This is a genomic window from Candidatus Rhodobacter oscarellae, assembly GCF_001078595.1.
In the GTDB taxonomy this organism is placed as follows: domain Bacteria; phylum Pseudomonadota; class Alphaproteobacteria; order Rhodobacterales; family Rhodobacteraceae; genus Rhodobacter_B; species Rhodobacter_B oscarellae.
Window position 1 is genome coordinate 1,528,070 of sequence record NZ_LFTY01000002.1, and the last position, 11,823, is coordinate 1,539,892.

The window sequence follows — 11,823 nt, forward strand, 5'->3', positions numbered from 1 at the left end:
AAGATGTCAGAGATAGTCCGCCCGCTGCAAGCCATACTTGGCCATTTTCTCGTTCAGCGTCCGGCGCGGCAGGCAGAGCTCGTCCATGACATTCACGATCGAGCCCTTGTGGCGGCGCATGGTGTTGTCGATCAGCATCCTTTCGAACGCCTCGACATATTCCTTCAAGGGCTTGCCCTCGGTGGTCATGACGGGCTGAGTCTCGTCGTTCTCGGCCATCAACAGCGAGGCGATCGTGCCAGAGCCGCGCCGGTTCTGCAGCACCGCGCGTTCGGCCACATTGATCAACTGCCGGATATTGCCCGGCCATGGCGCCTGCAAAAGCTGCGCGGCCTCTTGCGCAGTCACCTGCGGCGGGGCGCAGCCATACTCGTCGGCAAACTCCTCGCCGAACTGCGTGAACAGCATCAGGATGTCCTCGCCGCGCTGACGCAGTGGCGGCAGGGTGATCTTCATCGCCGCCAGGCGGAAATAGAGATCGGGGCGCAGCACGTCCTCGCAGCTTTTGCCCTGCTCTTGCAGGTTTGAGATCGCGATGATGCGGGTCTCGGCCGGGGTGCCCTGCTCGTTCACCCAGGCCAGCAGGCGGGCCTGCAGCCCCTCGGGCAGTGCCTCGATATCCTCGAGCACCAGCGTGCCGCCGCGGGCCTCCTCAAAGGCGGGCAGTTGTTCCCCGCCCTCCTCGAAGGGGCCAAACAGGCGTTTGGTCAGGGCGTCTTCCTCAATCCCGGCGCAGGAGACCAGCACAAACTTGCGGCGCGGATTGGCCCCGACCGCGTGCAGGGCATGCGCCACAAGCGTCTTGCCGGTGCCGGTCTCGCCGTCGATTAGCACATGCCCGTCGGCCTGGCCCAGATCGAGGATGTCCTCGCGTAACCGGTCCATCACAGGGGACGCGCCGATGAGCTTTTTCATCAGCGTCGAGCCGTCCGACAGCTCCTTGCGCAAAGCCCGGTTGTCCAGCGTCAGGCGCCGGAACTGGGTGGCCTTCTTGGCCAGCTCCGTCATGCGATCCGGGTTGAACGGCTTTTCGAGGAAGTCGTAAGCGCCGACGCGCATCGCCTCCACCGCCATGGGCACATCGCCATGACCCGTGATCATGATCACCGGCAGGGAGCTGTCGACGCTCATGAGGCGCTTTAGGAACTGCATGCCGTCCATGCCGGGCATCTTGATGTCGCTGACCACCGCGCCCGCATAATCCGGACCAAGCGACTTCAGCGCGTCCTCGGCGCTCGGGTAGGTCTCGGTGTCAAACCCCGACAACGCCAGCCATTGGCTGATCGACTGCCGCATGTCCTGCTCATCGTCTACAATCGCGATCTTCATAGCCTGTGCCATCATTCATTCCTACTCGGCAGCTCTTATGGTTTCGCCTATCGGTGGTAGCTGAATTTCAAACACAGCACCGCCGTCCCGCCCGTTTCGGGCTGTAAGCCGCCCGCCTAGGTCGTTTACGATGCCTGACGAAATGGCAAGCCCCAAGCCCACGCCGTCCCCGGGGGCCTTGGTGGTGTAGAATGGCTCGAAGAGGCTTTTTAGGTCCTCAATGCCAGGGCCATTGTCGCGTACTGTGATGGCGACGATCTCGCCGCTCGCGAGTATGACGTTCACCTCCGGCTCGGCGATGTCCTTGGTTGCGTCGATGGCGTTGCGCAGCAGGTTGATCAGCACCTGATCCAGCCGAATGCGATCCGCGGTGACCATCACCGGATCGGCTGGCAGCGTGCGCGTGATGCGGACTTTGCGGTTCTTAAGCTGCGGCTCCATCATCGAGATCGCCGAGGACACGCAATCCCTTGCATCTATTGGCTCAAACGCGTCCCCGTCCTTGCGGGCAAAGGACTTCAACTGCCGGGTGATCGCCCCCATGCGCTCGATCAGATCGTCAATGCGCTGGAAGCTCGACAGTGCCTCTTCGGGGCGGCGGCGCTGCAGCAGAAGCTTGGCCCCGGCGAGGTAAGTTTTCATCGCTGCCAGGGGCTGGTTCAGCTCGTGGCTGACGCTGGCGGACATCTCTCCAAGAACTGCCAATTTCGACGATTGCGCTAGGGTTTGCTCGGCGACTTGCAGGTTCTTTTCGACCCTTTGGCGCTCGGCAATTTCCCGCTGTAGCTCTACGTTCAACTGGCGAAGCTCCGCCGACTCGCGCTGAAAGAAGATCGACTGCGCCAGGGCCCGGCGGCTGGAGAAATAGAAGCCAAGGGACAGCAGAATCGCAAACCCCATGATCTCGAGCGCCAGGATGCCGTTCACCCGCTCGCGCACCGACCCGTGGCCGATAAAGCTGACCATGCGCCAGCCCTGAAAGTTCACCTTCTCATCGATCCTCAGGACCGACCCACCGAGAAAGAGCGCCTCGGACGGCAGCGCCACCAGGTCGGCCGTCGCCTGGATCGCGCGCTGGATGGCGGTGTTTGGCGATTGCGCGGCAAGAGCGTCTTCCTCGGTCAGGCCGCGCCAATTCGGCTCGGTGGCCAGGATGACCACACCCTCGCTGTCGGTCACCAGAATCGCGTCGGTGAAGGAGGACCACGACTGCTCGAAGCGGCGCAGGTCAATGTCCACGATAATGACCCCCGCCAATTCGCCGCCGAACTGGATGCGCCGCGAATAGTTAAAGGCGATCGTGCCGCCCTCTCGCCGGAAAATGTTAAAAACCGTGTCATTCGAACGCAGCGCCGAGATGTAATACGGCGCCGTGCGGTGCGTCGTGCCCAGCAGGTTGCGATCCGTAGCCGCCACGGTACGCCCCCCCGCGTCGGTCATCATGATCCCGGCGGTCTCGATATCCTCTTGCAGCGCAATCAGGTGCTGCGAGCTTTGCGAGTAGTCGTCGGAGTTCAGCGCGCCAATCAGCACCGGATCACGCGACAACAAAAGCGGCAACGTGTCGGTCCGCTGTAGCTCGCTGCGCAGATTCCCGATGTAGAGCGCCTGGCGCACCTCGGCCCGGCTCTTGGTATTTGCCGTGAAGCGCTCGGTCAGCAGCGTGTTGGTCACCCAGATGACGTAGACCGCGATGGCGATGAACACGATGAGCGTGACGCGCGCGCGCCAGGACATGGCGGTCCGAAACCGTGTCGGTTTTGCAGAGGGGGCAGCCTCGGTCATTTGCCTAGGCTACACCGGTCCGATGGTAACCCTCAAGCCGCGGCGGTCGCCATCGACACAAGCCCGCGGAAGAACGCCGCTCCGTCCGTGCCGCCCTGGGCGGGATCGGCGGCGCGCTCGGGATGCGGCATCATGCCCAGAACGCGGCGGTTCGCGCTTAGGACCCCGGCAATGTCATCGGCCGAGCCATTTGGATTGTCCGCATAGGTGAACGCGATGCGGTCCTCTGCCTTAAGCGCGGCCAGCGTTTCGGCATCGGCGTAGTAGTTCCCGTCGTGATGCGCGATCGGCACCGCGATCTGGTCGCCGGCGTTATAGCCCTGCGTGAACGCGCTGTCGGATGTTGTGACATCCAATGTGACCGTGCGGCAGATGTATTTGAGCCTAGCGTTGCGAAGCAGCGCCCCGGGCAGCAACCCGGTCTCGGTCAGCACCTGGAACCCGTTGCAGATCCCCGCCGCAAAGCCGCCGCGATCCACATGCGCCTTGAGGGCGGCGGTAATCGGCGACTGCGCCGCAATCGCCCCGCAGCGCAGGTAGTCCCCGTAGCTGAACCCGCCTGGCACGCCGACGATATCGGTGCCGGCTGGCAGCGCGGTTTCCTTGTGCCAGACCATTTCGACCTGCGCGCCTGCGTTTCGGAAAGCCACCGCGAGGTCGCGATCGCAGTTGGAACCGGGGAAGACGAGTATGGCTGCTTTCATGGGCGTGTCATCGGGCAAAGCGCGCGGCAGATCAAGTCCCTTAAGGCCCCTAGAGTCTGCTTGGTTGCGCGAAGTGACGCATCGCTGTGAAAATTAGCGGTTTGTTCACAACTTTTTGCAACAGATGAATCAGGGTGGGCACGGCCCCCGTGCGTTTGCCGCGGCACCCACCCTGGTTCATTTTTCCAGCCGAATCGCCAATATTTCGTGAACGAATGCGGGTTGCGCGGCCCGCAACGGACCAGCAGCACCAAAAGGTTATTCGGTCAGGAAGGCCACAAGCTGCTGTGTGGACCCATCCTTGCCCTCCACCGGGGCCGCGCCGCGCAGCACCGGCTCCAGCGCGACGGCCAGTTCCTTGCCCAGTTCCACGCCCCATTGATCGAAGGAATTGATCCCCAGAATCACCCCCTCGACGAAAACGCGGTGTTCGTAGAGCCCGATAATCTGGCCCAGCATTCTAGGCGTGAGCTTGGCGTAAACCAAGGTCGTAGAGGGCCGATTGCCCGGGAACACCTTGTGCCGCGCCTGGCGATCCAACTCGTCGCCCTCAAATTGACCCGCGACTTTGATGCGGGCCTCCTCCAAGGATCGACCGCGCAAGAGCGCCTCGGATTGCGCCAGACAATTCGCCACCAAGAGGCGATGCTGGTGGGCAAGCTCTGGCTCATGGCCCTCGCGCGCAATCATGAACTCGCATGGGATAACCCGCGTGCCCTGGTGGATCAGTTGATAAAACGCATGCTGTCCATTGGTGCCAGGCTCGCCCCAAACAACGGGACCGGAATGCTCATCCAGATCCGCGCCGTCCATTGCGACGCGTTTGCCATTGGATTCCATCTCAAGCTGCTGGAAATACGCGGCCAATCGAGACAGACGTTGATCATAGGGCAGTACCGCGCGCGTGGTATAGCCGCAGATCTGGTTGTGCCAGATCCCAACAAGCGCAAGCATCAGCGGCATATTCGCCGCCCCTTCTGCGGTGCGGAAATGCTGATCCATCGCCGCACCGCCTGCCAGAAAGGCGCGGAAATCCTCAGGCCCAATCGCGATCATCAGCGACAGCCCAATCGGCCCCCACATGGAGTAGCGCCCGCCAACCCAGTCCTCAAAGCCAAAGACCCGCTCGGGCGGGATGCCAAAGGCGGCGGTTTTCTCCAAGTTCGACGACAGAGCCGCGAAATGGCCGTCTGCGCCCTCGCCCGCTTGCGCGAACCAAGCGCGCGCGGTCTCGGCATTGGTCATCGTCTCGATTGTGGTGAAGGTCTTGGAGGCCACGATCACCAATGTCTTGGCCGGATTAAGCCCGCCAAGCACGTCATGGATATGCGCGCCATCGACATTCGACACAAAATGGCAGCGCGGGCCGTCGGCATAGGGCGCCAGCGCCAGATAGGCCATCGCCGGACCCAGATCAGAGCCGCCAATGCCGATATTAACAACATCGGTGATGCCACTGCCGCGGATCTCTAAGGCGAAACCCTCCATCCGGGCCAGCGTGTCGCGCACTTCCGGCATGATGTCGGCGCCATCCACCATCACCGACCCATCGAGGTTGCGCAGGGCGGTGTGCAACACCGCGCGCCCCTCGGTCTCGTTGATCGTGGCACCGCCAAACATCGCATCGCGTCGCGCAGACAGGCCCATCTGCTCGGCAAGCTCCAAAAGTGCGGCGCGGGTATCGGCGTCGATATTGGTCTTTGAGTAGTCAAACAGCATGCCCTCGGCGATCACCGAGAAATCGCCAGCCCGCTGTGGGTCTTTAAAAAGCTCCATCATGTGCCGGTCTTCAATGCCCGCATGCAAAGCCCGTAGCCTATCCCAACTCATATTTATCACTCCGCCCAATGCACAGTTGCGCCTGATAGAACCGCCGAAATCGGCGCTTGATAGGGGTCGCCCAGCCGCACGGCCTCTTCAAAGGCGGCGCGCTTGTCCGCGCCTGTCAGTACAACATGTTTGGACATGGCATCATTGATGGCCTGCACGCTCAGGGTAATGCGCGGCACGCGCGGGTCAAGTCCAGGGACCTTCACGTAGTGCAGCAGCGCCTTCGAATTGCGGCTCTCGGGGCGAAGCGCCGCCTCGCCGGGAAACAGCGAGGCCGTGTGCATGTCACCGCCCATACCCAAGAGCACCAGCGATAGCGGCATATGCGCAGCCAGCGCGGCCTCGAGCCCCGCAACGGCCTCCGCGCCTTCTTCCCCCGTAAAGAGCGGCAGGAAATTGGCCTCCGCGGCGCGCTCCACCAATAAGCGCGAGCGGATCTGGCGGGCGTTGGAATGCTCCGACGCCTCGTCCACCCAGCGCTCGTCGCCGGGCAGAACCGTGACCTTGGACCAGTCCAGGTCAGCGGCGCAGAGCGCGTCAAAAATCGGGCCCGGCGTAGAGCCCCCGGGCACCGCAAAAGACGCCTGCCCGTTGACCAAGATCGCCTCTTTCAGCGCGCCCGCCATGCGGCTGGCGACCTCTAGCATCATCAGGTCGCGATCGGGGTATTGCTCGAATCGATAGCTCATTTCTTGGTCCTGTGCTCTTTGATATCGCGCCATTTGCGCCCGTCGCGATGCAGCAGCGCCAGCGCGTCATCAGGCCCGTTTGAGCCAATGTCGTAGGGCTTGGGCACGTCGCCGCGATCCTGCCAGCCGTCGATGATCGGGTCGGTCCATGCCCAGGCGGCCTCGACCTCGTCGCCGCGCATGAACAGGGTCTGGTTGCCGCGGATCACGTCCATGATGAGCCGCTCATAGGCCTCTGGGACAGAGGCGCTTTCCTCGGCCAGCGCCTCGGCGAAGGACATATCCAGCGGCACGTCGATCAGGCGCATGCCCCCCGGCCCCGGCTCTTTGATGGTGACGTCCAACTCCATCCCCTCGTTGGGTTGCAGTCGGATGGTCAGCACGTTGCGTTGCGGCTCTGCCTGGTCGCCGAAGATCGAATGCGGCGTCGGCTTGAACACCACGGCGATCTCGGATTCCCGCGCCCGCAGCTTTTTACCGGTGCGCAGGTAAAACGGCGTGCCCGCCCATCGCCAGTTCTGCACCGCGACGCGCATCGCCACGAAGCTTTCGGTCTTGGAGCGCGGATCGCCCGCCTCGGCGCGATAACCGTCCTCCTGCTCGGGCTGGCCGTATTGCCCGCGCACGATGTGATGCGGCTCCACAGGCTGCAAGGCGCGAATAACCTTTAGCTTTTCGTCGCGCACCGCGTCGGGTTCAAACATGTTGGGCGGTTCCATCGCGATCAGGCACAGAAGCTGCATCAGGTGGTTCTGCACCATGTCCCGCATGGCGCCGGACTTGTCATAATATGCGCCGCGCCCGCCGACGCCCACCGTCTCGGCCACGGTGATCTGGATGTGGTCCACATATTGCGCGTTCCATATGGGCTCGAAAAGGATGTTGCCGAACCGCACCGCCATGAGGTTCTGGACGGTCTCTTTGCCCAGGTAGTGGTCGATGCGATAGATCTGCTTTTCGGCGAAGAATTTCGCCAGGGTCCCGTTCAATTCCTGCGCGGTCTCAAGGTCGTGGCCGAAGGGCTTTTCGACCACCACGCGGCAGTCGGGCGTCGCCATTTCGTATTTGTGCAGGCGCTCGGCCAGATCGCCAAAGAGGCTGGGCCCCACAGAGAAGTAGAAAGCCCGCACGGTGCCGTCGCGCAGACGCGCGCCAAGCTCGGGCCAGCCGCCATCGCCCTTGGCATCGACCGCCACGTAACCGAGCTTGTCCAGAAACGCCGCGACCATTTCGGCGTCCCCTGCCCCCTCTATGGCAAACGCGTCGATGGCCTCGCGGGCGAAGGCGCGGAACTCTTCGTCGCTCATTGGTTTGCGCGAGGCGCCGATGATGCGCGCCTCCTCGGGCAGCTGCCCTGCCCAGAACCGCCGATAGAGGCCAGGCAGGATCTTCCGACGCGCCAGGTCGCCGGTGCCGCCAAAGATCACCAGATCAAAGGGCTCTACAGGAATGACGCGTGAAACCATCTAATCTCTCCAGCGTTCGTTAGCGCTAACAGATGTTCATTTATCAGAGCTCGCACGAAAGTCTACCACTGCTGTGCCACATCACAACCGCGTCAAAGCGCAGCTACGGGGTTTTCACCGCGACAAGGCTCCGTTAGCTGTCAAAAACCGCAAGCTTGAGGCAAAAAAAACGTACCATGAAAGACCACCAGAACGGCACGGGCCTGGGCAAGTTCGAACATCCGCAAATCACCGCCAAGGGCGAGGACCGCGCCAGCGTGGCGCTGACCAACCCAGAGACGCTATGGTTCAACACCGGCACGCTTTGCAACATCGAATGTGTGAACTGCTATATCGAAAGCTCTCCAAAGAACGACCGGCTGGTCTACATCACCGCCGCCGAGGTTGCCGACTATCTGGCGCAAGCCAAGGCGCGCAGCTGGGGCATCCGCGAGATTGCCTTCACCGGCGGCGAGCCGTTTATGAACCCGCAGATCATCGAGATGGCGCGCCTGTCGCTTGAGGCCGGCTATGAGGTCCTGATCCTGACCAACGCCATGCGCCCGATGATGCGGGCCTCGATGCGCAAGGGCCTGCAGGAGTTGCAGGCAGAGTTTGGCGACCGGCTGACCCTGCGGATTTCCGTCGACCATCACAGCGCCGAGTTCCACGACGAAGAGCGCGGCGCGGGCACGTTTAAAAAGACGCTTGAAGGCATGCGCTGGCTGCGCGACGCGGGCATCCGCATGGCCGTGGCCGGGCGCACGATGTGGAACGAGGCCGAGGCCGACGCCCGCGCGGGCTACGCCGAGCTATACGCCACAAATGGCTTTAAGATCGACGCGCAAAACCCTGGAATGACGGTTCTATTCCCCGAGATGGACGCATCCGTCGACGTGCCCGAGATCACCACCGCCTGCTGGGGCATCCTGGGCAAATCGCCGCAAAGCGTGATGTGTTCCTCCTCGCGGATGGTCGTCAAGCGCAAAGGCGCGGCGCGCCCCAGCGTGGCGGCATGCACGCTGCTGCCCTATGCGCCCGAGTTCGACATGGGGACAACGCTCGAAGAGGCGGAAGGCAAGGTCTTTCTCAACCACCCGCATTGCGCCAAGTTCTGCGTGCTTGGCGGCGCGAGCTGCTCGGCCTAAGCCGCTTCGTTCAAAGCAAAGTCGATGTGGATGTGATTGCCATCCGGGTCAAAGATGTTGACCTGGACGATCCCGGCATCCTGCACCTCGGACAGCTGGTACACGACCCCACGCGCGGCGAGCTTTTCTAGGAACGCGGTCTTACCGGTGGCCCGGAACGCATAATGCTCGATCTTGGGGTCCTCGGACACCGGTTCGGTGTCCATGCCCACCAGGTGGATGTAGGGATGGTCGCCAAGATAAAGCCAGGCGCCCGGAAATGGGAAGCTCGGGCGCCAGCCGGCATAAAGGTCAAGGATGTCAGCGTACCAGGCGACCATCTCTTCCAGCCGGCCCGTTTTGACGTTCACATGGTCAAAGGATTGCAACATGATTTTACCCTTAAGTTTCCCGCATCATTGCAGCAAACGCATCAGGCTTCCAGTTCGGCGTCCCAGTAAAGGAAATCCACCCAGGTCTCGTGCAGGTGGTTCGGCGGGAAGCGCCGGCCCATATTGCGCAGCTCTTCCGCTGCGGGTTGCCGCGGCGGCTTTCGCAAGGACATGTGCACTTGGCGCAGGGACTTCGAGCCCTTCTTAAGGTTGCAGCGTGAGCACGCCGCCACCACGTTCTCCCAGCTTGTGATCCCGCCGCGCGCGCGCGGCACGACATGGTCAAAGGTCAGGTCCCCGCGCGAGCCGCAATACTGGCAGCAAAATTCGTCCCTCAGAAATAAATTAAAGCGCGTGAAGGCCACGCGCTTTTGGGGTTTTACATAGTCTTTCAGGACGACGACTGACGGTATCTTTAGACTCATCGAGGGACTGTGAACCTCTTGGTCATACTCGGCGACGATATCGACCCTTTCGAGGAACTTCGCCTTGATCGCCTCCTGCCAGGTCCAGAGCGATAAGGGGTAGTAGCTTAGCGGCCGGTAATCGGCGTTCAACACCAGCGCCGGGTGATGACGCAGATTGTTGGGTTCCCTGACAAAACTAGTTCTAAATTCGCCTTGCATTCCGCGTGACTCCGCCCCTGCCTGCTCGCCCGTCAATTGGCGCCAGGGCGGGGAAGCCGCCCCAGCCTGCCCCTACTATATCTGGCGTTTTCTTGGGCACAACCCCCGCTAGATGCAGTACGGTTGGGTCAGGCTTATCCAAAACGCATAACAGAATTTTGACAGTCGGCGCGCACCCATGGCGCGTCCTTAATGCGCGCGCCATGGTCTGCGAGATCGGTCGTTTGGTGCGGCCGCTTAGAACAGGCTGCCGAGGATGGATTTGCCATCCAGCGTCACGCGCACGCCCGCCGAATAGCGCACATCTTCCTGCGCGATCAGGCTGCCAACGCCGTAGTCGCCGATGGTATTGCTCGCCTGCACTTCGAACGCGATCGGCGCAAATCCTGCGTGCACGCGTGCGCCCGCCGACCATACCGCGCCCGAGCCGCCATCAACTGCGCCAGCCTGCGCCATAAGCTCGACCCCGTCCCAGGGCTCGATGTTCACGCCTGCCGTCGCGCCCAAAAGCTCGGAGCCGACAAAGTTGCCAAACTTCGGCTCGAAAGACACAGCGACGGCATCGTTGACCTGATAGGAGATCGGTAAGCTGCCGTAGATCGTGCCCAGCGTCGTTCCCGTCCCGGTTCCCAGCTCAGCCAATGCGGACATCGAAAACGGGCTGCCGTTGTTCTGATCCAGAATGCGCAGCTTCACTGTGCCGGACACCCGCGTTCCCACGCCGGGGCGCTGCGAGTTGGGGCCCAAGGAGCCGTCATTCGAATAGCGGTCCACGCGCAGACCAAACTCGAAATCTTGCTCTAGGCCAATGCTGACGCCGCCGCCGCCATAATCCTGCGGCCCCGCAAAGCCATAGGCGCTCACATATCCTGGATCCAGCGTATCAGCGCCGCTCATAATCCCCTGGTGGAACTGCAGGTGACGCTGCCGGTCTGTCATGTCGTTGGACACATCGCGGAAGCTCGTGCGATAGCTTGAATTGTTGCCCGGGGTGTAGCTTAGGCGCGCCCCCAAGACGAGGTCATCGCCGCCCGGAAAGAAGGTCGTGACCCGCGTCGCTGGCGTGTTGCCAAAGCCATTGGTCACATATCCCTCAAGCGCCACCTTCGGCGTAACATTGAACGTACCACCCACCGCCCAAACGGGCACATTGCTTACCGCGCCGTTGGTGCCGATAGAGTTACCGCCGTCCCCAAAGGGCACATTCACCGTGGCGTAGGCCTCAGCCCGCTCGCTGAAGCGATAGGACACACCGCCGCCGATCTGGTAGATCGTGCCATAGAACGGCACACCGTTGAAATTATCCGTAAAGAAGGACACGCCCGGCGAGACGTGGACCTTCAACGCGTCCGTGACATTGATCGACACGGGCAGATGCAGCGATCCGACCACAGTGTCCGCCGCGGGGGCGCCACGGGTGCCCCAGAAGTCGCTTTGGAAGCTATAGGTCTCGACCGAGGCCTCAGCCGCAACCTTGACCCGCGCGGTATCATAAAGCTGATACTTCGCCTGCAGCATCACGTCGAAGATGCCGATCTCGTTGCCGGGCGCGCCCGAAATCGCAACCGGATCGTCAAAGGTCTCGTATCCGATCCCGACCTGCAACCGTTCGGTCACGCCATAAAGCGCGCCGAAGGAGTAAAGCTGGCTGCCGGTACCCGCAGGGCCAGGATTTTCGCCCAGGGCGAGCCCTGCATAGGTCAAGAACGCACCACGATGCAGCGTATCTGGCGTGCCGATATTCGGAAAGAAGTAGCGCCCCGACACCAGGGGCTCTGCGGGCTGCGCCGAGGCACCACCAGCAGCTACGAGAAGTGCCGCACTTACGGCTTTTACAAAATTTGTCACGCTATGCCCCCTCGCGGCCAAGCCGCAGTCTTCGATTTCGATCATTAT

At 62.0% G+C, this 11,823-nt stretch carries 10 protein-coding genes; 1 reads left to right on the forward strand and 9 read right to left on the reverse strand.

What is annotated here, in order from left to right:
* Nucleotides 1-6: 6 nt before the first annotated feature.
* From AIOL_RS12190 to zwf, 6 genes are all read right to left on the reverse strand, one after another.
* Complete coding sequence (locus tag AIOL_RS12190) at nt 7-1,341, reverse strand: sigma-54-dependent transcriptional regulator (protein ID WP_049645419.1); 1,335 nt, start codon at nt 1,339-1,341, stop codon at nt 7-9.
* Nucleotides 1,342-1,350: 9 nt separating this feature from the next.
* Nucleotides 1,351-3,066, reverse strand: coding sequence for a sensor histidine kinase (locus tag AIOL_RS12195; protein ID WP_235438994.1), 1,716 nt, complete (start codon nt 3,064-3,066; stop codon nt 1,351-1,353).
* An 80-nt stretch (nt 3,067-3,146) separates the two neighbouring features.
* The gene (gene purQ / locus AIOL_RS12200) at nt 3,147-3,818 is read right to left on the reverse strand and encodes a phosphoribosylformylglycinamidine synthase subunit PurQ (protein WP_049643228.1); all 672 of its coding nucleotides are present in this window, start codon (nt 3,816-3,818) and stop codon (nt 3,147-3,149) included.
* A gap of 258 nt (nt 3,819-4,076) precedes the next feature.
* On the reverse strand, nt 4,077-5,654 hold the full coding sequence (pgi, locus tag AIOL_RS12205; RefSeq protein ID WP_394298939.1) for a glucose-6-phosphate isomerase: 1,578 nt from the start codon (nt 5,652-5,654) through the stop codon (nt 4,077-4,079).
* Nucleotides 5,654-6,337 carry a 6-phosphogluconolactonase gene (gene pgl, locus AIOL_RS12210; protein WP_049643230.1) on the reverse strand — a complete coding sequence of 228 codons (684 nt, stop codon included), beginning with the start codon at nt 6,335-6,337 and terminating at the stop codon, nt 5,654-5,656. Before pgl ends, pgi begins: the two co-directional genes overlap by 1 nt.
* Nucleotides 6,334-7,803: a glucose-6-phosphate dehydrogenase gene (zwf, locus tag AIOL_RS12215; protein WP_049643231.1), complete on the reverse strand. Its 1,470-nt coding sequence runs from the start codon at nt 7,801-7,803 to the stop codon at nt 6,334-6,336. The genes pgl and zwf overlap by 4 nt, the downstream gene beginning before the upstream one ends.
* A gap of 176 nt (nt 7,804-7,979) precedes the next feature.
* Here zwf and AIOL_RS12220 point away from each other — a divergent pair, with 176 nt between their 5' ends.
* A complete protein-coding gene (locus AIOL_RS12220; RefSeq protein WP_049643232.1) occupies nt 7,980-8,930 on the forward strand; it encodes a radical SAM protein in 951 nt (316 codons plus the stop codon).
* Here the strand turns inward: AIOL_RS12220 and AIOL_RS12225 are convergent.
* The 3 genes from AIOL_RS12225 to AIOL_RS12235 all read right to left on the reverse strand — a co-directional run bounded on the left by AIOL_RS12225 (nt 8,927) and on the right by AIOL_RS12235 (nt 11,775).
* Complete coding sequence (locus tag AIOL_RS12225) at nt 8,927-9,301, reverse strand: VOC family protein (RefSeq protein ID WP_049643233.1); 375 nt, start codon at nt 9,299-9,301, stop codon at nt 8,927-8,929. The two genes, AIOL_RS12220 and AIOL_RS12225, sit on opposite strands and share 4 nt — an antisense overlap.
* 41 nt (nt 9,302-9,342) lie before the next feature.
* On the reverse strand, nt 9,343-9,927 hold the full coding sequence (locus AIOL_RS12230; protein WP_049643234.1) for an HNH endonuclease: 585 nt from the start codon (nt 9,925-9,927) through the stop codon (nt 9,343-9,345).
* Between the two features lie 237 nt (nt 9,928-10,164).
* Nucleotides 10,165-11,775, reverse strand: a complete 1,611-nt coding sequence (locus AIOL_RS12235; RefSeq protein ID WP_152912509.1) for a hypothetical protein — start codon at nt 11,773-11,775, stop codon at nt 10,165-10,167.
* Nucleotides 11,776-11,823 lie beyond the last annotated feature (48 nt).

Coding starts and splice junctions, on each gene's coding strand:
- AIOL_RS12190 (WP_049645419.1), bottom strand. CDS start 1,341: ATGGCACAGGCTATGAAGATCGCGATTGTAGACGATGAGCAGGACATG.
- AIOL_RS12225 (WP_049643233.1), bottom strand. CDS start 9,301: ATGTTGCAATCCTTTGACCATGTGAACGTCAAAACGGGCCGGCTGGAA.
- AIOL_RS12220 (WP_049643232.1), top strand. CDS start 7,980: ATGAAAGACCACCAGAACGGCACGGGCCTGGGCAAGTTCGAACATCCG.
- zwf (WP_049643231.1), bottom strand. CDS start 7,803: ATGGTTTCACGCGTCATTCCTGTAGAGCCCTTTGATCTGGTGATCTTT.
- AIOL_RS12195 (WP_235438994.1), bottom strand. CDS start 3,066: ATGTCCTGGCGCGCGCGCGTCACGCTCATCGTGTTCATCGCCATCGCG.
- purQ (WP_049643228.1), bottom strand. CDS start 3,818: ATGAAAGCAGCCATACTCGTCTTCCCCGGTTCCAACTGCGATCGCGAC.
- AIOL_RS12230 (WP_049643234.1), bottom strand. CDS start 9,927: ATGCAAGGCGAATTTAGAACTAGTTTTGTCAGGGAACCCAACAATCTG.
- pgl (WP_049643230.1), bottom strand. CDS start 6,337: ATGAGCTATCGATTCGAGCAATACCCCGATCGCGACCTGATGATGCTA.